Source organism: Desulfonauticus autotrophicus (genome assembly GCF_055381725.1).
In genome coordinates, this window is the sequence record NZ_AP042395.1 from 436,783 (window position 1) to 460,160 (window position 23,378).

26 protein-coding genes, 1 tRNA gene and 1 pseudogene are annotated in these 23,378 nt (G+C 39.0%); 15 read left to right on the top strand and 13 right to left on the bottom strand.

Annotated elements, in window-relative coordinates; genetic code table 11:
- Positions 1 to 18: 18 nt before the first annotated feature.
- Genes ACZ42F_RS02585 through ACZ42F_RS02600 form a run of 4 tightly spaced genes read right to left on the bottom strand, consistent with a single transcriptional unit; the run spans position 19 to position 3,274 of the window.
- Positions 19 to 1,617 carry a tetratricopeptide repeat protein gene (locus ACZ42F_RS02585; protein WP_464279632.1) on the bottom strand — a complete coding sequence of 533 codons (1,599 nt, stop codon included), beginning with the start codon at positions 1,615 to 1,617 and terminating at the stop codon, positions 19 to 21.
- A complete protein-coding gene (locus ACZ42F_RS02590; protein ID WP_464279633.1) occupies positions 1,610 to 1,738 on the bottom strand; it encodes a hypothetical protein in 129 nt (42 codons plus the stop codon). The genes ACZ42F_RS02585 and ACZ42F_RS02590 overlap by 8 nt, the downstream gene beginning before the upstream one ends.
- Before the next feature lie 5 nt (positions 1,739 to 1,743).
- Positions 1,744 to 2,355 carry an HD domain-containing protein gene (locus ACZ42F_RS02595; protein WP_464279634.1) on the bottom strand — a complete coding sequence of 204 codons (612 nt, stop codon included), beginning with the start codon at positions 2,353 to 2,355 and terminating at the stop codon, positions 1,744 to 1,746.
- On the bottom strand, positions 2,348 to 3,274 hold the full coding sequence (locus tag ACZ42F_RS02600; RefSeq protein WP_464279635.1) for a sigma-70 family RNA polymerase sigma factor: 927 nt from the start codon (positions 3,272 to 3,274) through the stop codon (positions 2,348 to 2,350). The genes ACZ42F_RS02595 and ACZ42F_RS02600 overlap by 8 nt, the downstream gene beginning before the upstream one ends.
- 113 nt (positions 3,275 to 3,387) lie before the next feature.
- On the opposite strand from ACZ42F_RS02600, the gene ACZ42F_RS02605 reads away from it, so the two are divergent.
- From ACZ42F_RS02605 to ACZ42F_RS02645, 9 genes and pseudogenes are all read left to right on the top strand, one after another.
- Positions 3,388 to 5,802: a homocysteine S-methyltransferase family protein gene (locus ACZ42F_RS02605; protein ID WP_464279636.1), complete on the top strand. Its 2,415-nt coding sequence runs from the start codon at positions 3,388 to 3,390 to the stop codon at positions 5,800 to 5,802.
- Positions 5,790 to 6,254, top strand: coding sequence for a TlpA family protein disulfide reductase (locus ACZ42F_RS02610; protein WP_464279637.1), 465 nt, complete (start codon positions 5,790 to 5,792; stop codon positions 6,252 to 6,254). The genes ACZ42F_RS02605 and ACZ42F_RS02610 overlap by 13 nt, the downstream gene beginning before the upstream one ends.
- Positions 6,247 to 6,714, top strand: coding sequence for an N-acetyltransferase (locus ACZ42F_RS02615; protein WP_464279638.1), 468 nt, complete (start codon positions 6,247 to 6,249; stop codon positions 6,712 to 6,714). Before ACZ42F_RS02610 ends, ACZ42F_RS02615 begins: the two co-directional genes overlap by 8 nt.
- Positions 6,715 to 6,752: 38 nt before the next feature.
- Positions 6,753 to 7,268, top strand: coding sequence for a hypoxanthine phosphoribosyltransferase (gene hpt, locus ACZ42F_RS02620; protein WP_029965385.1), 516 nt, complete (start codon positions 6,753 to 6,755; stop codon positions 7,266 to 7,268).
- Positions 7,269 to 7,289: 21 nt separating this feature from the next.
- On the top strand, positions 7,290 to 7,559 hold the full coding sequence (locus ACZ42F_RS02625; RefSeq protein WP_464279639.1) for a zinc-ribbon domain-containing protein: 270 nt from the start codon (positions 7,290 to 7,292) through the stop codon (positions 7,557 to 7,559).
- A 145-nt stretch (positions 7,560 to 7,704) separates the two neighbouring features.
- Positions 7,705 to 8,091 carry a DUF3426 domain-containing protein gene (locus ACZ42F_RS02630; protein ID WP_464280300.1) on the top strand — a complete coding sequence of 129 codons (387 nt, stop codon included), beginning with the start codon at positions 7,705 to 7,707 and terminating at the stop codon, positions 8,089 to 8,091.
- A 2-nt stretch (positions 8,092 to 8,093) separates the two neighbouring features.
- Positions 8,094 to 8,183, top strand: a pseudogene (locus tag ACZ42F_RS02635) (hypothetical protein); the annotation flags it as partial.
- Between the two features lie 139 nt (positions 8,184 to 8,322).
- Positions 8,323 to 8,949, top strand: coding sequence for an ATPase domain-containing protein (locus tag ACZ42F_RS02640; protein ID WP_464279640.1), 627 nt, complete (start codon positions 8,323 to 8,325; stop codon positions 8,947 to 8,949).
- Between the two features lie 17 nt (positions 8,950 to 8,966).
- Positions 8,967 to 9,404 carry a magnesium chelatase domain-containing protein gene (locus tag ACZ42F_RS02645; RefSeq protein ID WP_464279641.1) on the top strand — a complete coding sequence of 146 codons (438 nt, stop codon included), beginning with the start codon at positions 8,967 to 8,969 and terminating at the stop codon, positions 9,402 to 9,404.
- A gap of 105 nt (positions 9,405 to 9,509) precedes the next feature.
- On the opposite strand, the gene ACZ42F_RS02650 is transcribed toward ACZ42F_RS02645, so the two are convergent.
- The 9 genes from ACZ42F_RS02650 to ACZ42F_RS02690 are packed head-to-tail and all read right to left on the bottom strand — an operon-like array spanning position 9,510 to position 17,204.
- Positions 9,510 to 10,736, bottom strand: a complete 1,227-nt coding sequence (locus tag ACZ42F_RS02650) for a replication-associated recombination protein A (protein WP_464279642.1) — start codon at positions 10,734 to 10,736, stop codon at positions 9,510 to 9,512.
- A complete protein-coding gene (gene cimA / locus ACZ42F_RS02655; RefSeq protein ID WP_464279643.1) occupies positions 10,737 to 12,359 on the bottom strand; it encodes a citramalate synthase in 1,623 nt (540 codons plus the stop codon).
- 5 nt (positions 12,360 to 12,364) lie between these two features.
- A complete protein-coding gene (locus ACZ42F_RS02660) occupies positions 12,365 to 13,597 on the bottom strand; it encodes an aspartate kinase (RefSeq protein WP_464279644.1) in 1,233 nt (410 codons plus the stop codon).
- Positions 13,598 to 13,600: 3 nt separating this feature from the next.
- Positions 13,601 to 14,086 (bottom strand): tRNA (adenosine(37)-N6)-threonylcarbamoyltransferase complex ATPase subunit type 1 TsaE, encoded by a 486-nt coding sequence (tsaE, locus tag ACZ42F_RS02665; RefSeq protein ID WP_029965392.1) that lies wholly within the window; start codon positions 14,084 to 14,086, stop codon positions 13,601 to 13,603.
- Positions 14,070 to 14,534: a CBS domain-containing protein gene (locus ACZ42F_RS02670; RefSeq protein ID WP_464279645.1), complete on the bottom strand. Its 465-nt coding sequence runs from the start codon at positions 14,532 to 14,534 to the stop codon at positions 14,070 to 14,072. Before ACZ42F_RS02670 ends, tsaE begins: the two co-directional genes overlap by 17 nt.
- Positions 14,521 to 16,080, bottom strand: a complete 1,560-nt coding sequence (locus tag ACZ42F_RS02675) for an NAD(P)H-hydrate dehydratase (protein ID WP_464279646.1) — start codon at positions 16,078 to 16,080, stop codon at positions 14,521 to 14,523. The genes ACZ42F_RS02670 and ACZ42F_RS02675 overlap by 14 nt, the downstream gene beginning before the upstream one ends.
- An 18-nt stretch (positions 16,081 to 16,098) precedes the next feature.
- On the bottom strand, positions 16,099 to 16,386 hold the full coding sequence (gene acpS, locus ACZ42F_RS02680; RefSeq protein ID WP_464280301.1) for a holo-ACP synthase: 288 nt from the start codon (positions 16,384 to 16,386) through the stop codon (positions 16,099 to 16,101).
- On the bottom strand, positions 16,329 to 16,475 hold the full coding sequence (locus ACZ42F_RS02685; protein ID WP_464279647.1) for a holo-ACP synthase: 147 nt from the start codon (positions 16,473 to 16,475) through the stop codon (positions 16,329 to 16,331). The genes acpS and ACZ42F_RS02685 overlap by 58 nt, the downstream gene beginning before the upstream one ends.
- A 3-nt stretch (positions 16,476 to 16,478) precedes the next feature.
- Complete coding sequence (locus ACZ42F_RS02690) at positions 16,479 to 17,204, bottom strand: pyridoxine 5'-phosphate synthase (RefSeq protein WP_464279648.1); 726 nt, start codon at positions 17,202 to 17,204, stop codon at positions 16,479 to 16,481.
- 112 nt (positions 17,205 to 17,316) lie between these two features.
- Between ACZ42F_RS02690 and ACZ42F_RS02695 the strand changes: the two genes are divergently transcribed.
- The 6 genes from ACZ42F_RS02695 to ACZ42F_RS02720 all read left to right on the top strand — a co-directional run bounded on the left by ACZ42F_RS02695 (position 17,317) and on the right by ACZ42F_RS02720 (position 23,364).
- Positions 17,317 to 17,829 carry a rhodanese-like domain-containing protein gene (locus ACZ42F_RS02695; RefSeq protein ID WP_464279649.1) on the top strand — a complete coding sequence of 171 codons (513 nt, stop codon included), beginning with the start codon at positions 17,317 to 17,319 and terminating at the stop codon, positions 17,827 to 17,829.
- On the top strand, positions 17,826 to 18,137 hold the full coding sequence (locus ACZ42F_RS02700) for a hypothetical protein (RefSeq protein WP_464279650.1): 312 nt from the start codon (positions 17,826 to 17,828) through the stop codon (positions 18,135 to 18,137). The genes ACZ42F_RS02695 and ACZ42F_RS02700 overlap by 4 nt, the downstream gene beginning before the upstream one ends.
- A 2-nt stretch (positions 18,138 to 18,139) precedes the next feature.
- Complete coding sequence (locus ACZ42F_RS02705) at positions 18,140 to 19,372, top strand: ABC transporter substrate-binding protein (RefSeq protein WP_464279651.1); 1,233 nt, start codon at positions 18,140 to 18,142, stop codon at positions 19,370 to 19,372.
- Between the two features lie 2 nt (positions 19,373 to 19,374).
- The gene (locus tag ACZ42F_RS02710; protein ID WP_464279652.1) at positions 19,375 to 22,110 is read left to right on the top strand and encodes a hybrid sensor histidine kinase/response regulator; all 2,736 of its coding nucleotides are present in this window, start codon (positions 19,375 to 19,377) and stop codon (positions 22,108 to 22,110) included.
- 74 nt (positions 22,111 to 22,184) lie between these two features.
- Positions 22,185 to 22,260: transfer RNA gene (locus ACZ42F_RS02715), tRNA-Ile, on the top strand.
- Positions 22,261 to 22,377: 117 nt separating this feature from the next.
- A complete protein-coding gene (locus ACZ42F_RS02720; protein WP_464279653.1) occupies positions 22,378 to 23,364 on the top strand; it encodes a Nif3-like dinuclear metal center hexameric protein in 987 nt (328 codons plus the stop codon).
- The last annotated feature ends 14 nt before the right edge of the window (positions 23,365 to 23,378 follow it).

The window sequence follows — 23,378 nt, forward strand, 5'->3', positions numbered from 1 at the left end:
AATTATGGGGATTTAACTTTAAGGACTGCTTATAGCCCCTGATGGCTTCTTTTTCAGGTTTAGACTCCTGGCAATGTCTCCATAATGTTGCCAAATAGTAGGGTCATCGGCAGTAAAACTTACAGCTTTTTGAATATATTCCCAGGCCTTATCTAGCTCTTTTAATTTAAAGTAAACCCAGGCTAGAGAATCAAGGTAATAGCCGTTGTTGGGGCTCATTTTTAAGGCAGTTTCAATTAAGAGCTTGGCTCTATTTAGGTCTTTTCCCTCTTCAGCCAAGACATAACCTACAAAATTTAAGGCAGGATCATAATCAGGATACAGGGAAATTATTTTTTCCATAAGTTCTAAAGATTTCTGGCGCTGGTTTTGGTTTTCCAGGATAATGGCTTTGCGATAAAGTATTTCTTTGTCTTTGGGCCATTTTTGTAGGGCCTGTTCTATCCAGGATAAGGCCTGGGTGTATTTTTTTTGTTGTTCAAAAGCGTATATCTGTAAAATATAAAATTCTTTGTGATTGGGATAGGCTTGTTTAACTTCATCTAGAGTTTTTTGAGCCAAGGCGTAATTTTTTTGTAAAAGCAAAATTTGAATTTTAAATTCTAGTGATTGAAGGTAAAAACTGCTTTTGGGTGTTATTTTATTTAAATATTGAAGAGCCTTATTGTAATTTTGGTATTTCTCATAGTAGAGAAGAGCAGAATAAAAATTTACCCTGTCTGTACCTTTTTCTTCTTTTTTTACATCTTCTAATATGTTTTCAGCATATTCATAATATTTATTTTCTAAAAATTTTAAGAATACTTTTAGTTTAAAATCTATATCTTTATCTTCTAAAAAAGTTTTAGCCTTTTTAGGGTTGTTTAATTTTAGGTTTAATTCAATTATTCTCAAAACCAGGTCTTCGTTATTTTCTTCTTGCTCTAATAATTTAGTGTAGATCTCTTCTGCTTCAGCATATTTTTTATTCATTTCATAGATATAAGCTAATTCTGCCCAGGCTTCAAAGAACTCTGGATCCAGTTTTAAAGTTTTTTGAAGCAAAGCTTCTGCTTTTTGGGTAAGACCTAGTTCAAAATTAGCCCTGGCTAAATAATAATAGGTTATTTTATTTTGCTTTTCAGGAGGTAGTTTTTTGAGTAAATCTATGGTTTTACTGTATTCTTTATTTTCCAGATAAATTGCTGCCAGTTCCTGGTACACAGAAAAGTCTTCTGGTTTAATGGCCAGATACTCTTCCAGGGTTGTTGCTGCGTCCTTGAGTCTTTTTTCAGCCAGATAGGATTTGGCTAGGGAAAGATAGAGGTTCTTGTTTTCTGGAAATTTTTTTAAACCCTGCTTTAAAATGTTTCTGGCTTGATTAAAATCCAGGTTGCGCCAGTAAAAGTTGGCTACTTCCAGATAAATATAGGGTTCTGGATTTAATTGAAGTAGTTGTTGGGCTTCCAGCTTGGCTTCTTCAATTTTCTTTTGGTTTTCCAGATCCAGAAAACGAAGAAAGGTATAAATTTTCTTGGCTTCAGGCGAAAGGGGAATACTAACAGGTCGGGGTTTGTGTAAGGGAGAACAACTAAGTAAGGCCAAAAGGATTAAAGTAAAACAAATTAAATTACGCATAATTTTCTATTTGTTGTAAGGTTTGGTAGAGATGTTTGCCTATAAGCAGACCACAATCCACAATTTCTGGGCCAAAGTTAATGCCTGTAGAAGTCCTAAAGGTATCTTTGATTTTTTGCATAAACTCTAAAGCCTGGGGCATTCTTTTTTCAGTTCTTCTATTCCCCATTGGTTATAACTACAAATGGACCAAAGGGTAGTGGTAAAATTATCTGGCCCCCAGCGAAATTTGTCTCCATCATAAAGAGCAGCACTTACCAGTTGGGCCAGGTCGTCTTTGATTTCTATCCTGGGTCCAAAGGCTTCGTGGTTTTTTATGGCCAGGTAAATAATTTCTTTTTCCTCCTGGCTAAGAGGATAGTCTTCTAGGATTTCCTGGCTTAGTTCAGCTCCTTTTAAAGCATGGTCTTCTTCTGTGCGACAAGTATCGTGCAGCAAGCCCGCTATCTGGCTTAAAAGAAAAGCTTTTTTAAGTAAAGGACTGGGCAGGTGTTTTCCTTCAATTAAGACAATGGTACTGGCATCTAGGGCTACCTTTTTGGCGTGCTCTATGCCATGCCCAAAGGAGTCCAGGATAAAGGGTAGGACATCTTCGCGTAAACGATAAATAAGAGGGTGGTCAAAAAAGAAGTTTTTGGCCTGGTTTTGTTCCCGTGAAAAAATAGTATAAAAAGAAGGAAGGTTTTGTTGAGCTATTTTTTTGGCTTCTGCTTTGAGGAGGTTAAAGACTTTATTCATCTAAAATCCAATCCCTGGAAAAATCTGTGATTTCTTCTTCTAAAAGTTTTTTTATCTTTTGCAGTAATCTAGCTTCGATTTGTCTTACTCTTTCTCTGGTAATACCATATTTTTCCCCTATCTCTCTTAAGGTAAGAGGAGAATCACTGAGCAATCTGAGTTCCAGAATATCTTTTTCCTTGTCGTTTAATTGGGGAAGAATTGTTTTTAACTTTTCTCTTAACAGATTTACTGTTTCTTCCTGAAAAATTTTATCTTCCACACTGCCTTCTAAGGCAGGCAAGACATTTAAAGGCGTAAATTCCTCATCATCATTTAAAGGCATATCCAGAGAAAGGTCCTGCTGGCCCATGCGTTTGCCCATTTCAATAACATCTGCTTCTGAGACTTGTAAGTTGTTGGAAATGGTTTCTGTATCTGGATTTATACCCATGGCTTCCAGACGTTGTTTTTCTTTATTGAGATTGTAAAATAGTTTTCTTTGGGCCTGAGTGGTGCCTATCTTGACCATACGCCAGTTGTCCATGATAAATTTTAAAATATAGGCCTTAATCCAAAAGGAAGCATAATAGGAAAATTTTATTCCCTTGTCTGGATCAAACTTTTGTACAGCCTTCATCAGGCCAATATTTCCTTCCTGGATAAGGTCTAAAACATTTTGCATCCAGCGACGCTGAAAATCCATAGCTATCTTAACAACCAGTCTTAGATTGGAAGTTATGAGTTTAAAGGCTGCATCTTGGTCCTGGTATTCTTTATAACGTCTGGCCAGCTCTATTTCTTCTTCTGGACTCAAAACTGGAAATTTATTTACTTCTTGTAAATATAAGCTGAGATTGTCTTTTATTTGGGGATAAGTATTGGTTGGTTCAATAAGAACCAATTCTTTACTTTCAGGAGACTGTTTTTTTTCTGGCATGCTATAGAACTCCTTTAATCCTTTTATTCCTATATTTTTTATTTGTCCTTTGCAAGGTTTTAAACTATGGCTTTAACTCAAGGTTAAGGTCCAGATGGGGAGGAAGGCAATAAATGAATTTTTTGACGCTACTAAAAGAAAATGAGTTTATCCTTTTTGATGGTGGATTGGGCACCTTATTGCAAGCCAAAGGTTTACCTGCCGGTGAAATGCCAGAAATTTTTGCCCTAAAAGAGGAGGACACGCTACTTAACTGTCATAGGGCTTATGTTCAGGCTGGCGCAAGGGTAATTACTACCAATACCTTTGGAGCCAACAGATTTAAATTGCCCGCAGGGATAAGTGCTTATGAAGTAAATAAAAAAATGGCTCTGGTGGCTAAAAGGGCAGCAGAAAACAAGGCCCTGGTAGCAGGTAGTGTTGGTCCCAGTGGCAAGATGGTAAGGCCTTTAGGGGATATAGACTTTTTAGACCTGGTAGATAGTTTTAGCGAGCAAATTCAGGGTTTAATAGATGGTGGAGTGGATTTGATTCTGGCGGAAACTCACTTTGACCTGGCTGAAGCCAGGGCTGTGGTACTTGCGGCCAGAAAAATAAATAGGCAAATCCCCATAGGAGTATCCATGACCTTTGAAGGTGGGGTGTCTCTTACAGGTACTTCTCCAGAAGTATTTGCGCTTACCATGTTCAATATGGGGATAGATCTGCTGGCAGTAAATTGTAGTTTAGGACCTGTGGAGCTTTTGCCTCTGGTGGAAAAGTTGCTTCAATATTCTTCTTTACCTCTTTTGGTACAACCCAATGCTGGTTTACCTGTTTTAGAAGAGGGCAAGACTGTATTTAAACTGGAGCCAGAGCCCTTTGCTAAAAATATGCTTACCTTTGCCAGAAAGGGAGTAAAGTGTTTGGGTGGCTGTTGTGGAACTACGCCTGAGCATATCCAGGCTCTGGCCCAGAAACTAACTCAAGAACAATTTGTCTCTCCTTCTCCTGCATCTCCTTCCCTTGCCCTTACTTCCCGTTCTAAATACGTGCTTCTGGGGAAAGAGGAAAAGACTGTTTTAATTGGAGAAAGAATCAATCCCACAGGAAAAAAAGACCTTACCCAGGAGTTGCAAGAGGGTAAATTGAATAAAGCTTTAAACCTAGCTCAGGAGCAACTCCAGGCAGGAGCTAGGGTTTTGGATGTTAATGTGGGTGCTCCTCTGGTAGAAGAGGAAAAGGTTTTGCCCAGGCTGGGATTGGAACTGGTGAAAAGATTTGATCCCGTGCTTTGTTTTGATTCCAGTAAGGTTAGTGCCATTGAGAGGAGTTTACAGATTTATCCTGGTTCTGCTTTAATTAACTCCATAAGTGGAGAAGAAGGCAAGTTGGAAGTGCTGGGTCCCTTGTGTAGGGATTATGGCGCTCCTTTTATTTTACTACCTTTAAAGGGAAAAAAGCTGCCTGTAAGTGCCAGGGAACGCATTGCCATTATAGAGGAAATGCTGAAAAAGTGCGCAGAGCTTTCCATTCCCAGGAGGTTGATTTTAGTAGATGCTCTGGCCCTTACTGTATCTTCTAAGCCAGAAGCAGCCAAAGCCTGTTTGGAAGTCATTGATTATTGTACAAAGTTAGGTTTGCCCACTACTCTGGGGCTTTCCAATATTTCCTTTGGGTTGCCTGCTAGAGAGCTTATCAATTCCACTTTCTTGGCCATGGCCATGGCTAAAGGTTTAAGTAGTTGCATTGTAAATCCCAATTCCTGGAAAATAAAAGAAGTTTTTTATGCCGGCCAGGTACTTTTAAATAAAGACCCCCAGGCAGAAGAGTTTATTGCTCATTTTTCCCATTGGCAGGCTGGAGAGCAAAAAATTACCCTGCAAACTAAAAGTAAGTCTCTAGCTTCTACACCTAAAGAAGCAGTTGTTTTAGGGGATAAAGAAAGGTTAATTGAACTTTTAGAGAAAGAAATAAAAGAGGGGAAAAAGGCCTTTGACCTGCTAAATGAGGAGCTTATTCCGGGTATAACTGCAGTGGGAGATAAATATGAGCGTAGGGAATATTATTTACCTCAGCTTTTACTTAGTGCTGAGGCCATGCAGGAGGGAGTTAAGTTTTTAGAACCCTGGCTAAAGAAAGATAAGTCTGGAAAAGGTCCCAAGATAGTAATGGCTACTGTAGAGGGTGATATTCATGATATAGGCAAGAATATTGTCTGTTTGATGCTTAGAAACCATGGTTTTGAAGTGATTGACCTGGGTAAGGATGTTCCAGCTAAAAAAATTGTAGAAGTAGCCAAAAAGGAGCAGGCTCCTTTAATAGGCCTTTCTGCCTTGATGACCACTACCATGGTTAAAATGGAAGAAACCATAAAACTGGTTCAAAAGGAAAAATTGAAGTGCAAGGTAATGATAGGTGGGGCTGTGGTAACTCAGGCCTTTGCCGATAGGATTGGGGCAGATGGTTATTCAGAAAACGCAGTAGCTGCTGTAAAACTGGCCAAAAAATTATTGGCCAGTCCGGAGGAAAAGAAATGCGCAGATTAATTATTATTTTTCTTTTTTTAGCTGTTTTTGGGGGAACTGATTTAACCCTGGCCAAGGACATAAAGGTTGCCAAACCCAGGGATATTATTTCCTTTATTGCCAATAGCCAGAGTGAATTGGTACTGGTCAATTTTTGGGCTAGCTGGTGTCCTCCCTGCAGGATGGAAATACCTTCTTTAATTAAGCTAAGAACCATTTTTCCCAGGCAGAAACTAAGTATACTGGGAGTGTCTGTGGATTATGACCCAGAAATGTTTTTTGCCTTTTATAAGGAAACCAACTTTAACTACCCTGTCTGGCTGGGCAAGGAAAGCGTTGGTGATTTTTTTCAGGTGGTAAATTTACCCAAATTGGAAATTTATCGCTCTTCTGGAGAAAAGGTCTTCACTCATGAAGGGTATATGGGCCTGGAAGAGTTAAAAATAAAGATAGAGGAGCTTTTAGGTGAGTGAGTTATACTTGCGCAAGGCAAAAATTTCAGATGTAAAGAGCATCCACCACTTACTTATGTATTATGCTAAAGAAGGACTTCTCTTGCCCCGTTCCTTTAGTGAACTCTATACTCATCTTAGGGATTTTTTTGTTTTGGCTCACCGCCAGACCCAGGAAGTCTTTGGGTGTTGCGCCTTGAGTATTATCTGGGAAGATTTAGCTGAGATTAAGTCCCTGGCTGTGGCTAAGGAAAAACAGGGCCAAAATTGGGGGAGAAGGTTGGTGGAGGCCTGTTTGAGTGAAGCCATTACTTTAGATGTTTACAAAGTTTTTGTCCTAACTTATCAGGACAGATTTTTTGAGCGCCTGGGATTTAAGGTGGTGGAAAAAGATGTTTTACCCCAAAAGGTATGGGCAGATTGTCTAAAATGCCCCAAGTTCCCGGAGTGCGATGAAATAGCCATGCTTATTGAAATGTAAGTAAATTTAGAGTATTGATTAAAATTTAGGAGGATTAAATGGGATTGGAAGTGGTATTTTCCCCTGAGATGATTGCCAGAAGAGTGCAGGAATTGGGAAAGGAAATAAGCAGAGACTATGCTGGCAAAGAACTGGTAGCAGTGTGTGTCTTAAAAGGTGCCTTTTTGTTTTTTGCTGATTTGGTTAGAGCCATTGATTTGAATTTAGAGGTTGATTTTGTCCGCTTATCTTCTTATGCCAATCAAAAATCCCGTACAGGCAAGGTGATTTTTTCCAAGGACATGGAATTGCCCATAGAGGGGAAACATTTACTTCTGGTGGAAGATATTGTGGATACAGGCCATTCCATGGCTTATTTAAAAAAAGTCCTGGAAGCCAGAAAGGCTGAAAGTGTAAAGATTTGTGCGCTTATTGATAAAAAAGAGCGTAGAGAAGTAGATGTAGAAGTGGATTATGCTGGCTTTGTTCTGGAAAAAGGTTTTATTGTGGGTTATGGTCTGGATTATGCGGAAAAATATAGAAATTTGAGCGGAGTGTTTGAACTTAAAGAGTGAGGCTAAAAGGGGGAATTTAGGATGCTGGTACAATGCCCCGAGTGTAAGGTAAAGTATAATCTTCCCGAGGAAAAGGTTAAACCTGGAGTTAAGCTAAAATGCACTAAATGTTCTCACATTTTCCCTTTAGAATTGGAAGAAGATAAGCTGGATTTAGATAGTCCCGAAGATATTGCCATTCCTGAAGTGGAAGAGCAGGCAGGAGTCAGTGTAAAGTCAGATAAAAAAATCAAAGTGGATCTGGAGGAGGAAGAAAAAGCTCCTAAAAGAAAAAAAGCAAAAAGAAGCTGATTATCTGGCTGATAGTTTTATTATTGTTGTTGGGTCTGGGTTCTGCCGGTTATATTTTCTTTCCTCAAATAAAAGCCAAATTTTTCCCAGAAAAAAGGGTGAGGTTGGACTCAGCCAAAAACAAATAGAAGAAAAGGTAAAAAATATTTCTCTGGAAAATGTAAAGCAATACTTTGTAAACAACTCCAAAATAGGAGAGATTTTTGTTATTGAAGGAGAGGCAGTTAATAAATTTGAAGAGACCAAAGAATTGATAAAAATAAAGGCCAGGATTTTTGATGATAGCGGTAAGGTGGTAGCTGAAAAGGAATTTTTAGCTGGTAATACTGCGTCTTTGTTTCAACTACAGGTTTTAACTCAAGAAGAACTGGAAGGAGTTTTAAACTCTAAGATAGGTATTTTAACCAACAACACCTTTGTAAAGCCCCAGGGTAGAGTGCCTTTTATGGTTGTTTTTTATAATCCTCCTGAAAACGTACAGGAGTTTGCTTTAGAAGTTATTGATGTGAAAAATCCACCTGAAAAGAAATAGTTTTGGCTAAACAAAAACAGCTTTATATCTGTAATAAGTGTGGAAGCAATTTTGCGACCTGGTTTGGAAAGTGTCCTCAATGCGGGGAGTGGAACACCCTAGAGTTAAAATCAATTTCTACTAAAACCACTTCTTCCTCCAAGCAAGAGCAACTGTTTTCTCCTATACCCATTACTCAGTCCTTTTCCCAGCAAGAGGTGTATTTTTCCTGTGGAGAAAAAGAGGTCAGATTTGTTTTTAGGTGGAGGACTGGTCAAGGGCGGGGTATATCTTTTGGGAGGAGAGCCTGGCATAGGCAAGTCCACCTGGCTGTTACAACTGGCAGGCTTGCTTGCCTCCAGAGGGTTAAAGACCCTTTATTTAAGCGGAGAAGAGTCTTTGCTACAGGTGCAAAGCAGGGGAAAACGTTTGGGGCTTGCTTCTGATAATCTCTATCTTTTTTATAGCACAAAGTTAGAAGAAGCTCTGGAAGTATTAGAAACAGGGTTTCAAATAGCAGTTATAGATTCAGTGCAAACCTTAACTTCCAGTAAACTGGAAGGAGTGGCAGGAACTCCTTCCCAGATAAGAGAGGTCGCCCTGGAGCTTATTGGCCTGGCTAAAGCCAGGGAAATTACTTTGTTTTTGGTGGGCCATGTGACCAAAGAAGGGCTTATTGCTGGACCCAAACTTTTAGAGCACATGGTGGATTGTGTTTTGTACCTAGAAGGGGATAGAGAGCACTTTTTTCGCTTGCTTCGAGTAAATAAAAACCGTTTTGGCCCCAGTAATGAGGTTCTGGTTTTAGAAATGTTAGAGCAAGGATTAAGGGTGGTAGCTGACCCTTCTACTTTTTTCTGGAAGGAAGTAACAATTTAAGTGGCCAGGCCCTTACTTTGACTTTAGAAGGGCACAAGGCTTTGGCTGTAGAAATTCAAGCCCTGGTCAGTTCTTCCTTTTTGGCTGTGCCTAGAAGAGTAGCACAAGGTATAGATCAAAATAGGTTGAATTTATTGGTAGCAGTTTTAGAGAAAAGATTAAAAATAAGTTTAAAAGATAAGGATATTTACTTAAAAATAGGAGGAGGGCTTAGCTTAAAAGACCCGGCTCTGGATTTAGCCATTTGTGTAGCCTTGCTTTCCTCTTTTTATGACCAGCCCTTACCGGAAAATAGTATTTTTTGGGGGGAAGTGGACTTAAATGGCCAGATTCGAAGGGTGCTGGGGCATGATTTGAGATTGAAACAGGCCAGGAAACTAGGCTATACTAATATTTTTGCTCCGCAAGAGAAATTGGTTTCTTTAGAGGATGTGTGTGAACAATTAAAGTTTTAAACTAAAAGATTCCAGGTGAGCAGATGATGAGAGAGTGTCTCTTTTTAACGCAAGGTAAGTAAGAATAAAAAGGTATAATATAACTTTGGCCTTGGGAAAAAGTAACTATTTTTTAACTTTTGGAGATGTCTTTTTCTTGCTTTTTAACCATAAGTTGAGGCGGTTTTCCATACCTTCTGTTTTGGGAAAATAGAATTGTTTGTTTTTAAGTTCTTGGGGTAAATATTCTTGCTCTATATAAGAGCCTGGATAGGCGTGGGGATATTTATAGCCATGACCATAGCCCCATTGTTTTTGCAGCTTGGTGGAAGGATTGCGCAGGTGTAAAGGTACAGGCTTGGGGCCGTTTAGCCTTACTTCCTTTTGGGCGTTTAAATAGGCAGCATAAGTGGAGTTGGATTTGGGAGCAAGGGCTAGATAAACCACTGTTTCTGCCAGAGGGATAAATCCTTCAGGCATACCCACAAACTCAACTGCGTGTTGACAGGACACAGCCAGGGGCAGGGCCATGGGATCAGCAAGTCCCACATCTTCTGAAGCAGAAAGGATAAGCCTGCGGCAAATAAATCTGGGGTCTTCTCCACCTTCTAGCAAGCAGGCTAAATAATAAAGGGCAGCATCAGGGTCACTTCCTCTGATGGATTTAATGAGGGCAGAGATAAGTTCGTAATGAGCATCTCCCTGTCTATCCCCGCGAATTACTATCTCTGGTAGGTGGGTTTTGAGATTTTCTGGCCTTAACTCTTCTTCTTCCAAATTGGAGATGTATTCCAGAAGATTTAGAAGGGTCCTGGCATCGCCATTACTCAGGGAAACCAAAAGTTCTAAACTATCTGGAGAAATTTTTAGATTGAGATATTTAGCGCCTTTTTGGGCCAGGGTTAATAATTCTTCCAGGGTTAAACTGGCCAGTTTTAGTACATGCAGTCTGGAAAGTAGTTGTCTGGTTACGCTAAAGGAAGGATTTTCTGTAGTAGTTGCCAGAAGGGTTATTTCACCCACTTCTAGGAGAGGTAGAAAAAAGTCCTGCTGGGCCTTGGAAAAACGATGGATTTCATCCAGAATCAGAACATCTATTCCTTCTATTTTTTTGCGCAAACCAGCTAAACCTATTTCTGGCGCACTAAGCCTGATATACTTTTTATTCCAGGCTTTGGCTAAAAGCAGAGCAAGCGTGGATTTACCACAGCCAGGAGGACCAAAAAAGAGTAAACTTTGCGGCCTTTTACTTTTGATAAGCGCTCTTAATCGGCTTTTTAAATGGCTTTGTCCAATAAACTCATCTAAGGAATTGGGTCTTAGCTTTTCCGCTAAGGGAATGGGAACGCTCATTTACATATCTTTAGTAACTTCTTGCAAAGCTTTAGTTAGTTTTTCCTGATCTTCTTTAAATAACTTGTAATTTAAAGAATCTTCCAAAGCCTGCCTGCTGGCCTCAATAATATTATAGGAAACGCCCACGGTTACCCATCTTTGTTTGGCATCTCCAGATTCAATCAAGACCCTTACCCTGGAGGCAGTGCCTGATAGGTCCTTTTTAAAAGAGGAAAAGACTCTTACTTTAAAATCAATAAGGTGCATTTCTTTTAGGCAGGGATAAAACTTTTCCAGAGCCTTGCGAAGGGCGTTGTCCAGGGCATTTACTGGCCCTTTTCCACTGGCAGCAGTATGCTCCAGCATACCACCCACTCTGACCATAACGGTAGCTTCAGAAAGAGGGTCTTCGTCTTTGCGTTTGCTTTCTAAGACCCTATAATTTTCCAGGGAAAAATAGGTTCTGGTTCTACCCAAGACCCTGTTTAACAAAAGTTCAAAGGAGGCTTCAGCTGCTGTGTATTCGTAGCCTTCACTTTCCAGGTGTTTTAGTTTGGCCAGAAGTTCCAGGACAAAGGGGTCATTTTTGTCCAGATAAAAGCCATATTGTTTGGCTTTAAATAAGATATTGGATTGTCCTGCTAAATCAGAAAGCAAGATACGCTGTTTATTCCCCACACTTTCAGGTGGAATGTGTTCATAGGTTCTGGGGTTTTTGCGCACTGCACTTACGTGAATACCGCCCTTGTGAGCAAAAGCAGATTTCCCCACAAAGGGTTGGCGGTGAAAGGAAGGTAAATTGGCCACTTCTGAGACAAAGAGAGATACAGAGGTTAAAAGACGCAAGTTTTCTGCCGGGATACACTCATAACCCATTTTTAACTGCAAATTGGGGATAATGGAGCAGAGATTGGCATTGCCACAGCGCTCTCCATAGCCATTTATGGTTCCCTGTACTTGCTCTACGCCAGCTTCTACAGCAATTAAAGAGTTGGCCACAGCAAGTTCTGAATCATTGTGCGTGTGGATTCCCAAGGTGGCTTGAGGAAAGCGTTTTTTTACTTCTTCCACAATGCTTTTGATTTCTAAAGGAGTGGTGCCACCATTGGTATCACAGAGGACTAAAACATCTGCCCCGCCTTCCAGGGCCTTTTGTAAACAAGCCAGGGCATAGTCCTTGTTTTCCTTAAAGCCATCAAAAAAGTGCTCTGCGTCAAAAAAGAGCTCTTCTACTTCTGGTTTTAATTTGGCCAAACTACCGGCTATAAGCTCTAAATTGTGCTCCAGAGTGGTTTTTAAGGCTTCCCTCACATGGATATCCCAGGTTTTGCCAAAGATGGTAATGACCTTTACCCCAGAGTTAATCAGGCTAGCCAGATTTTCATCAGTATCTGGGGTTTTATTTACGCCATGGGTGCTGCCAAAGGCTGTGATTTTGGCTCTTTTAAAGTGATAGTTTTGTATTTCCTGAAAAAAGCGCTGGTCTGTGGGATTGGAGGCAGGCCAGCCTCCTTCAATATAGTCTATTCCCAGTTCATCTAGCTTTTGGGCTACCCTTATTTTATCTTCTAGGGAAAAGTGGACATCTTCGGCCTGAGTACCATCTCGTAAGGTGGTGTCATATATTTTTATTTTTTTCATAGCTCTTAACAGGTTTTTTCTGGTTCTTTGTCTAAACCAAAGGCTTCATGTAAGGTCCTTACTGCCAGTTCTGTGTATTTTTCTTCAATAAGGCAGCTAATTTTAATTTCTGAAGTACTAATGATAAGGATATTTATGTTTTCATTTTTTAGGGCAGAAAAGGCAATGGCAGCTACTCCAGAGTGATTGCGCATGCCAACACCAATTACTGAGACCTTGGAAACATTTCTATCAGTGAGTACTTCTTTGGCTCCAATTTCTCCTTTGATTTTGGAGATAATTTCCACGGTCTTGTCTATATCTCCTTTGGGTACAGTAAAGGTCATGTCTGTGCGACCTTCTCTACTGGGGTTTTGGACAATCATATCCACTACAATACCGGCAGCAGCAATGGGCTCAAAGATTTTGGCTGCAATGCCTGGCTCATCATATACATCCACTAAAGTAACTCTGGCCTGGTCCTTGTCATAGGCAATGCCTGAAACCATAGCAGCTTCCATACTTTCATCCTCCTGAGTTACCAATGTCCCAGGTCCATCAGTAAAAGTGGAACGCACATACACTGGGACATTGTATTTTTTGGCAAATTCTACTGATCTTATTTGTAAAACCTTGGCTCCCATACTGGCCATTTCCAGCATTTCTTCATAGGCAATGCGTTCAATGCGTCTGGCCGAAGGGCAGATATTGGGGTCAGTGGTATATACTCCATCCACATCCGTATAAATCTCACAGAGGTCTGCTTTTAGGGCAGCAGCTAAAGCCACTGCACTGGTATCAGAACCTCCTCTTCCTAAAGTGGTAATCCTGCCTTCACAATCACAACCTTGAAAGCCAGCTACAACCAGTACATCATAGTTTTTGAAATAGGAACGAAGTCGGTCTTCATCTATATCTAAAATCCTGGCTCTTCCAAATTCTTTGTCCGTACGAATGGGGATTTGGTACCCCAAAAGAGACCTGGCCTTGATTCCTGCATCTTTTAGAAGCATGCTAAATAGGGCCACAGAGGTTTGCTCTCCTGTAGCCATAAGTACATCCATCTCTGCTGGGTCAGGTCTGGAAGACCAGGTTTTAGCTAACTCAATTAAACGATTGGTTTCTCCAGCCATGGCCGAGAGTACAACTGCCACTTTACTTCCTTGATTGAGGGCTCTTAAAACCTTTTCCTTTACCCTTTGCATACACTCAAGGTTGGCAACAGAAGTACCTCCAAACTTCTGAACAATAATTTTCATTTTTCACTTCACCTCTTTCCCTGAAATTAGCTTTTTAAAAGAAGACAAGATATTAGTCATACTTCCTTTGGCTGTAAACTCCAAAATGCGCTCTTTTTCTTGCAAGTGAAAACTTATCTTGAGCCAGTCTGCAAAATTTAAATAAGCAGGAAGGTGTTCGCTCCATTCTACCAAACGAATAAACTTAGAAGAAAGTAAAACCTCCTCTAAATCAGTATCCAGTTCTTCCCCTTGCAGTCTATAAAGGTCAAAATGGGCAATCTCTGGTTGGGTAGGGTAAATATTGAGCAGATTAAAACTCGGGCTACTTACTTCTGCCTGTTTACCCTGGGGAAAGGCGTGTACAAAAAAACGAATAAAAGTGGTTTTCCCTGCACCTAAATTGCCTTCAAAGAGAATAAGAGGTTTTTGTTGTTGTTCTAAAAGAAGATTTGCTAAAGTGATAGCTAAATTTTGAGTTTCCTCTAGTTCTCTAACTACTACTTTCATTTACCAGGGCCTTTAAAATGTCTGCTTTGCCAATGATACCTATGAGTTTTTGTTCTTCATCTACCACAGGTAAGGTGTGATATTTTTTCTCAGCCATAATCTGTGCGATTTCTTCCAGGGTATGCTCTGGTGATAGACAAAGAGGATTGGGAGTCATGGCCTCTTTTACTCTAACTGCACTCATTTTTTTTATTTCTTCTTCCAGTTTGTTTAAAGAAGATAGGGGCAAAAAACCATCTAACAGGGTAAAAAAAGAAGGCAGGTCCACTTTTTTTTGGGTCAGAATAAGGTCGCTTTGGGTAATAATTCCTATTACTTTATTTTCCTTATTCACTACTGGAAGGCCATTTATTTGATTGCCTAGCATTAGTTTGGCTGCCTGAATAATGGTTTCTTGGGGTTCAATGGTGATTACCTTGGTCTGCATGATGTCTTTAGCTTTTAGCATGCTTGTATTCTCCTATAACTAAAGGTAAATGATGGGCAATTTCTTGAGCCAGGTTTCCACGATAAGGATAAATTTGAGCCAGTTTTTCGCCTGTAAGTCCATGAACAAAAACCCCCAAACAAGAGGCTTCCACTAAGGAATAGTTTTGAGCTAAAAGGCCACCTATAATACCGGCTAAAATATCTCCTGAGCCTCCCAGCGCCAGATTGGGTGTGGCAAAGGGAGAGATATAAAGGGGACGATTGGGATGAGCTATGATAGTGGCTGCTCCTTTTAAAATCAGGCTTACCTGGTATTTATTCACAAATTGGCTGGCAAACTGGGCTCTGGCCTGGTTTATTTCTTCTGCTGTAGTGTTAAAAAAACGAGCCATTTCTCCGGGATGAGGAGTAAATAAGATTTTATCCTTTTGTTTACTTAAGTTTATTAAGGAAGGGTCTGTGGCAAAAAAATAGAGGGAGTCAGCATCAAAAACAGTTGGCGGATGTTCTAGTTGCAAGTATTTTTTTAGCAATTCTAAGGTCCTGGAATCTCTACCCATGCCCGGACCAAAAACTACAGCTTTAAAGCGAGAAAGGTGTTTTTCCAGAAGCTCAAAATCCTTGGAGGTTAAAAACTCTTCTTCACCTTGCAAGGGTAAGAGCATTATTTCAGGGAAAATTCCTTTTATCTGAGAAGCCAGTGGTTTGGGACAGGCTATTGTGACCAATCCTGCTCCTATGCGCAGGGCTCCAAGGGCAGCTAATTGGGGTGCGCCGGTAAGTCCTGTGGAACCTCCTACAACCAAGACATGTCCAGCTTGACCTTTGTGTAAGGTAGCAGGAGGAGGAGAAATGAGGTTTAAAATTTTGGAGGTAAGGGCATAGTGGGTACAGGGATTTTCCTGTTTTATTTTTTTAGGAATACCAATTTTTCCCACCTTTAACTGCCCAATATAGGGCTTGGCTGGAGGTAAAAACAGTCCCAGTTTGGCCTCTTCAAAGGTAATGGTTACATCTGCGACCACTGCAATGGGAGAGGGCCTTCCGGTTTCACCATCCAGGCCTGAGGGAATATCCAGGGCAAGCACAAAGGCCTGTTTGCCCAGTTTGTTTATCTTTTTTATCCAGGAAATATACTCTTTGCGCAGAGTTCCTTTAAAACCAGTACCCAAAAGGCCATCCACCACAATGTCCACCTGAGGTAGAAAGTCCATATTGTACTCAGGTAGATGCATAAGGGGAATATCCATTTTTTTAGCCAGGTTGAGGTAATAGCCAGCAGTGGTATTGAGGTATTCCTTTTGCCATTTGGAGTGTAAGACCATTACTTTTACTTCCTGGTTGGCTAAGTGCCTGGCCAGAGAAAAGGCATCTCCACCATTATTCCCTGAGCCAGCAAAGATAAGGGCGCTTTTGCCTTTTAAAGAAGAAAACCTTTCTTTTAATACATAAAGAGCTTCCCGGCTGGCATTTTCCATAAGTACCTCTGGAAGCAAGCCGAATTTTTCAATGGTAAGCTCGTCCCACCTAGCCATTTCCTGTGGCGTTGGTAAAGGTTGAAACATTTTTCTCCCCTTTTTAGTTTATCCTTCTAAGATGACCACTGCTCCTGCTACTAAAGTGTTATGCGTAAGAGATAGCCAGCTGTGTTTGGCTCCTAATTTTTGAAACCAGATTTTAGCTTCACCCGAAAGAGAGAGATAGGGTTTTCCTTGCGGAGTGTTTAGAGTCTCAATGTCTTTAAAGTTTATGCCTTGAGTAAAACCAGTGCCCAGAGCCTTTACAGTGGCTTCTTTTACGGCAAAACGAGAAGCTAAAAACTCAATTTTATTTTTTTTTCCTGAAAATGAGCAAGCTCTTTGGTGCCTAATATTTTCTGGGCAAATCTATTTCCATAGCGCTGGTAAATTTTTTTTATTCTTTCCAGCTCTACTAAGTCCAGACCTACCCCTAAAACCATAACTTAATCTACAAAGGTGTTTATGATATTAACCATTTGCTCTACAGCTTTACTTATGCCCACATAAATAGCTCTGGAGATAATGCTGTGTCCAATAGAGTATTCTTTAATGCCAGGCACTTTAGCAAAGGCCCAAATGTTTTGATAATCCAAACCATGCCCCAGATTTACCTGTAAACCTATTTTTTGAGCATATTCAATGGCTTTTAAAATTTTTTTTAGTTCCTGTTCTTTTTCCTGTTCATTTTTAGCATCTGCATAATGACCAGTGTGAATTTCAATAAATTCTGCACCGATTTCCTGGGCTGCTTTAATTTGTTCTAAATCAGCATCTATAAATAAGCTAGTCAAAATCTTTTTTTCTTTAAAGGGAGCGATAAATTCCCTTAACTCCTGTTCTCTGCCTTTGCAAATAAGCCCACCTTCAGTGGTTAATTCCTGTCTTTTTTCTGGAACCAGGCAAATCATATGTGGCTTTACCTGCAAAGCTATTTTTTGCATTTCAGCCGTAGCAGCCATTTCCAGGTGCAAATTGGCCTTTAAATGGGTTTTTAGATTAAATACATCTTTATCCTGAATATGTCTTCGGTCTTCTCTTAGGTGAACGATAATCCCCCTGGCTCCTGCCAGGATAGCTAATTGAGCAGCAGTTAAAGGATCTGGCTCTAAACCCAGGCGAGCTTGTCTTACTGTAGCTACATGATCTACATTTACACATAATTTGGGCATAAAGAAAAAACTCCCATTTTTTTTATTTTTAGAGTAATTTTCTCTATCCTCAATTGACATCAAGGTCAAGAAAGGAGATAATGCCTTTCAAAGTAAGAATGGAGTTACTTATATGTCTTATTTAGAAAAACCAATAAAGGATATTGATGCTCAGGAATTAAAAAAAATTCAGGCTGAGGAAAAAGAAGATAGTTATGTGTTAGTGGATGTAAGACAACCAGAGGAATATACAGAAAAACACCTTCCAGGAGCCTTACTTGCCCCTTTGCCAGATCTGGAGAGTAAATTATTTAGTTTTGATGCCAGAAAAAATTATATTTTTTATTGTCGTAGTGGCAATCGTTCCCGGGCAGCTGCTAGATTGGCCAGAGACAGTGGAATGTTTGAAAAGGAAATTTATAACTTAAAAGGTGGGATTCTGGCCTATGAAGGAGAAACTCTTTCCAATTGGCCCAATTTTAGAGTTTTTGCCCATTTAAATAAGCTAGAAGAAGTGGTAAAACAGGCCATTGAACTGGAAAAAGGAGCCTATCTTTTTTACAAGCGGATAAATGAAGAATTTGCCCATGTTATAGGCAGGGAGTTTGCCAGCTTTGAAGAATTGGAAAAAAACATGCCCATGTGATTTATAAGTGGGCAAAAGGAAAGCAAGTTTCCTTAGAAGGTTTTGAACTTTTATTTGAAAAGGCTTCAGGAGAAATTTTAGAAGGTGGAAAAAGTTTAGAAGACTGGTTAGAGGAAGTAAAGAAACAGGTGGATAGAAATTATTTATTAGAAGTAGCTCTGCAGATTGAAATAATGGCTTATGATTTGTATAAAAATCTGGTTTTTCAAAGTTTTGAAGAAGACAGTAAAAGTTTGTTTTTAATTTTAGCTGAGCAGGAAAAAGTACACATGCGAGTAATTGCCCAAAAATTTTCCAAAGAAATCTAATGATGTTAAAAAGGATACTTTTTCTCTTTATATTTTTAGGTTTAACTTTACCTTCCTGGGCTGCTTCTCAGAAAGATACCATTTACTTAGGAATGTCAGCTGCTTTTACTGGACCCAATGCAGTGTTGGGAATAGAACTTTACCGTGGTTCCTTTGCTTATCTGGAAAAGATAAATCAAGAACAAAAGGGACTTTATGGTAAAAAGATAAAAATCTTAACCTATGACGATAAGTACGAGCCCGAACTTACCCTGCAAAATACCTTTGAATTGGTGGACGAGAAAAAAATTATCTGGCTTTTTGATTATGTGGGCACTCCTACAGTAAATAGGATTCTTCCCTATTTAAGCATTGATAACCAGCATGGAGCTTTTTTATTTTTTCCTTTAACTGGAGGGCTTAGCCTAAGAAAAGAGCCCTATAAAAGGTATGTACTCAATCTTAGACCCCCTTATGCGAAGGAAATACAGGCTTTGTTAACCAGGTTTTTGGAGATAGGGAAAAGACGCATAGGTATTTTTTATCAATTAGATGCCTTTGGTAGAAGTGGCTGGCAAAGTGCAAGGGATTTTTTAAAACAAAAAGGGTTAGAAATAGTTGCTGATGCCAGTTATATACGAGGCTGTGGATTAAAAGATAGTTATAGACAACAGGTGGAGGTTTTTAAAAGAAATAAAGTAGATGTTATTCTCTCTATAGCCAGCACAAGTGCAGCTACTGGCTTTATTCGGGATTTAAGAGATGCTCAAATAAAAGTTCCTGTAGCCAACTTATCTTTTGTAGATGCTCAGGCAATGTTTTTAAATTTAAGCAAGCTGGAAAACAAAAATAATCGTTCCTATTCCTTTGGGCTTGTAAATAGTGTAGTGGTTCCTTTTTTTGAATTGAAACATTATAAAATATATGAAGAATATCTGGCTACTCTTCTTAAATATAAAGCTGATATAAAAAAATATGCCACTGCAGACTACAATCATCCCTTTTATGGACCTATTTCCTTTGAGGGTTTTTTAAATGCTAAGTTGATAGTGGAAATTTTAAAAAGATTGGGTCCTTCTCTGGATAGAAGTAAACTGGAAGAAGTTATTTATAATCCTAAGGGCTTTGAAATTGGCCTTGAAGATCCAGTAGTTTTTACTAGAGATAACCAGGGAGCTTTGAAAGAGGTTTACTTTGCTACCATAAAAGATGGCATGCTTCATCCTTTAAAAGACTTCAGGACATTATTTTATTAGATATGTTTAAATCCAGATTGCTTAGAAAAGTTATAGGTATTATTCTGTTATTTTTTTCTATTTATGCTATAGTTGTTACTTTTTACCTTTCCTTTTTTATTAGAGAAAAGTTCATCAATAATTACTTACAAAAAGCAGACTCTATTATATCCTCTATTTCCTATTCTTTACCTGAAATTTTATCTTCTGGAGATTTATCCAGGATTCAGGCACTTGTAAATCAATTTTTACAGGTACAGGGTATAGGTTATGTCCTGGTTATGGATAAACAAGGGGAGGTTATAGCTCATACTTTTGTCCCAGCTCCTCCTTTAACTGTTATTACTCAAAGTAAAATAGAAAAAAACAAAGTTGAGCCCATATATATTCAGATAGACGGAAAAAAATATATTCAAATAAAGAAAAGCGTACTTTTAGGTGAAGCTGGATATATTGTAATTGGAATAAAATATGCAGAGATTCAGAAAGAAATAATGAATTTTATTTTTAAGATAAATATTTTTAACCTTTTAGGCCTGGTGATTATTATTTTAATTACAATTTTCTTTATGAGAAAAATTATTTATCCTCTCAAAGAACTTACAGATTTTGCTTATAAAGTAAAAAAAGGAGAATTTAACGCAATCTTCTCCAAGAAAAGTGATGATGAGATAGGATATCTAGCTATAGTTTTTGAAGATATGGCCCAGGAATTGGGAAGATTTTTTGACAAATTAAAGATAAGTATTAGCAATGCAACAGAAGAACTAGAAGATGTTATAAATTATTTAACTGTTATTATGGATACTATGGCTGATGGTTTGGTTGTAACTGATTATAGTCTAAATATATCTCAATACAACAATTCTTTTAAAGAAATATTTAAGATTAAAGAAAAAAATCTTATAGCTAAAAATTTAAAGGATATACTTGGGTTTGATTTAATTCAAAACCTGGATTTAGAGAGTTTAAAAGAACAGTCTATGATAGAATTTGGTTATAATGTTGAGAAAGAGGATAAGTATATAGAGTGTATTTTAACTTCTGTTGAATTAAAGTGTGAAAACAGTCTGGTTTTTATTTTTAGGGATATAACGGAAAGAAAAAGGGCAGAGGAAGATTTGCAACTTTTAAACCAGAACTTAGAGCATTTGATACTGGAAAGAACCAAGAGGTTACAGGAAATAAATCTAAGATTAAATCAAGAAATAGAAGCTAAATCCAGGATAGAAAAGGATTTAAAAGCAGAAAAGGACCTTTTCCAGTTGACCTTAGCTGGGATAGGAGATGCTGTTATTACCACAGATATCAAGGGAAACATTTTGTTTATGAATAAGACAGGGGAAGAGATGATTGGTATTGAGCTGGAAAAGGTAAAGAATTCTTTTTTTACTGATTATATTTATCTTTATGAGCAGGAAGAAAATTTACTCTGTCCGGTTAAACAGGTTTTAACTAAAGAAAAGAACTGGGAAAGTGATAAATTGTATTTAGTAAATCACAAAGATAAAAAGATTCCTGTGGAAGTGAAAGTTTTTCCTGTAAGGGGATTTTCTGCTGAAATGGTGGGGACAGTAGTAGTAATTAAAGATATTTCTGAGAAAATTCAGTTAGAGCAGGAAAGGTTGCGTAAAGAAAAGCTAGAAGCTCTGGGCGTAGTAGCTGGTGGCATTGCCCATGACTTTAACAATTTACTTACCATAATTTTAAATCATCTTAATTTTTTGCGCCTGACCAGGCCAGAGGAAAAGGAAAAGCTTGTTGAGCAAATAGAAAAAGTGGAAAAGATTATTTTAAGAGCCAAGCAGCTTACTTCCCAGTTCCTCACTTTTGCTAAGGGTGGAGAGCCAGTAAAAGAAGCTGTAAAAGTGGATAAGATAATAAAGGAAACAGCCCATTTTTTACTTAAAGGTAGTGCGGTAAAAGTGAGCTTTGATTTTCCCAAGGAAGTGCCACCTGTAAATGTGGATGCCAGTCAATTTGCCCAGGTAATAGAAAATCTGGTTATCAACTCTTTACAGGCCATGGAGGGCAAAGGTCGTATTCAGATAGGTATGCGAGTAGAAGTCCTGGAGGAAGACAACTTCTGGGAGCTTAAAGCTGGCAAGTATGTGTTGATTTATTTTCAAGATACAGGGCCTGGCGTGCCCAAGGAAGTTGAAGCTAAAATTTTCGAACCCTATTTCACTACTAAAGCCAAAGGTTCTGGGCTGGGCTTAGCTTCTTGTTATTCTATTTTAAAAAGACATGGAGGAAGAATAGTATATAATGCCACTTATTCTCAAGGGGCAGAATTTATTTTGATTTTACCTGTAAGTAAAACCAATAATGTTTTGGCTAAAAAAGAAAAGCAAGATGCGCATACCCTGGAAGTGTTTTCTGTAAATAAGAGGGTTTTGATTATGGATGATGAAGAGGAAATCCTGGAGATATCCAGAGATGTCTTTTCCCTGTTTGGCTTTGACTGTACCTGTGTAAGAAGTGGAGAAGAGGCTTTGGAAAAGTATAAACAATCTTTGCAAAATAACAAATACGACCTGGTTGTTTTGGACTTAACTGTCCCGGGTAAGATGGGAGGAAAGGAAACTATCAAGGAGTTGTTAAAAATAAATCCAGAGGTGGTGGCTGTAGTGTCCAGTGGGTATTCTCAAGACCCGGTTATGGCCAGGTATAAGGAGTATGGATTTAAAGGGGTTTTATCCAAACCCTACTCTTTGGAAGAACTAAAGAAAATGATTCAGGAACTTCTTTTTCTTTAGAAAAGAAAAATTTCTCTGTTTGCAAAGAGTTGACAATCCCTTTATTTGAGAGTAAATGCCTTTGTTTACCTTTTGGGCCTATAGCTCAGTTGGCAGAGCTCCCGGCTCATAACCGGATGGTCCCAGGTTCGAATCCTGGTAGGCCCACCATTTGAGGAGAAACCTTGGATAGCAGTTCTAAAGTAGATAAAATAAGCAAACAATTAAAGGTAAAGGAAAAGGGTGCTTCCTTAAGCGTAAGAGGGAAGCACCCTTTTTTTATGCTTTATGCTAGTAGATGAACTAATTGAAATTATTGAAGAAGTTGCCCCTCTTGACCTGGCTCTTGGTTGGGATCAAAGTGGAGTCCTGGTTGCCAGTCCTCTTCGAGAAATCAAAAAAATTGCCTTGGCCTTAGACCCTACCTTTAAGACTTTAAATAAGGCCTTAGAACTGGGGGTGGATTTTCTTTTAACCCACCATCCTCTAGCTTTAAAACCCAGGTTTCCCAATAAAATTGATGGGTACTATCACCTATTACAGGGATTACTGGAAGCCAAAATGTGGTTGTATGCTGCGCATACTTCTCTGGACGCCAATATTAAAGGGCCTGCTGGTTGGTTGGCCAGGTCTTTGGGTTTGACTAATATTTCTTCTTTGCAACCTGGAAAATCAGAGCAGATATGGAGAATACACTTTTCTCCTCCTTTACCTCTTAAAAGGGCTGGTTTTTTAAAGGAATTAAAAGGAGTTTTGGCAAGTTCTGAAGACGAAAGGGGAGTTCATTATTTAGATATTTATGCTCCAGCCAGGGATTTTGTCCTGGAGCAAATTAATCTCTGGGAAGATTTTAAAGGTCTTGTAAGTTTATATCCTCTTTCTTCAAGGGAGAAAGGTGGGCTTGGACTTATAGGGGATTTACCCCTTCCCTTTTCACCTGCTGAATTTCTAAATAGGCTCAAGGATATTTTAGAAATAACCAGTTTAAGAGAGGTGGGAGGCCTTCCCAGGGTAGTAGAAAGGGTGGCTTATTGTCCTGGTTCTGGAGCAGATCTGGGGTTTTCTGCCTTTAAACAGGGGGCTGATGTCTATATTACTGGAGATGTTAAATACCATCAGGCCCAGGAACTGGCTGAGCGTGGCTGGGTTTTGGATGTTGGGCATTTTATTCTGGAAGAAAAAATGATGTTCTCTTTCTATAAATATCTTAAACAAAATTTAGATGAAGTTGAAGTCTTTTTTATAGAAGGAGAAGATCCTTTTGGGTTTATATAAATTTAGGAGGAGGT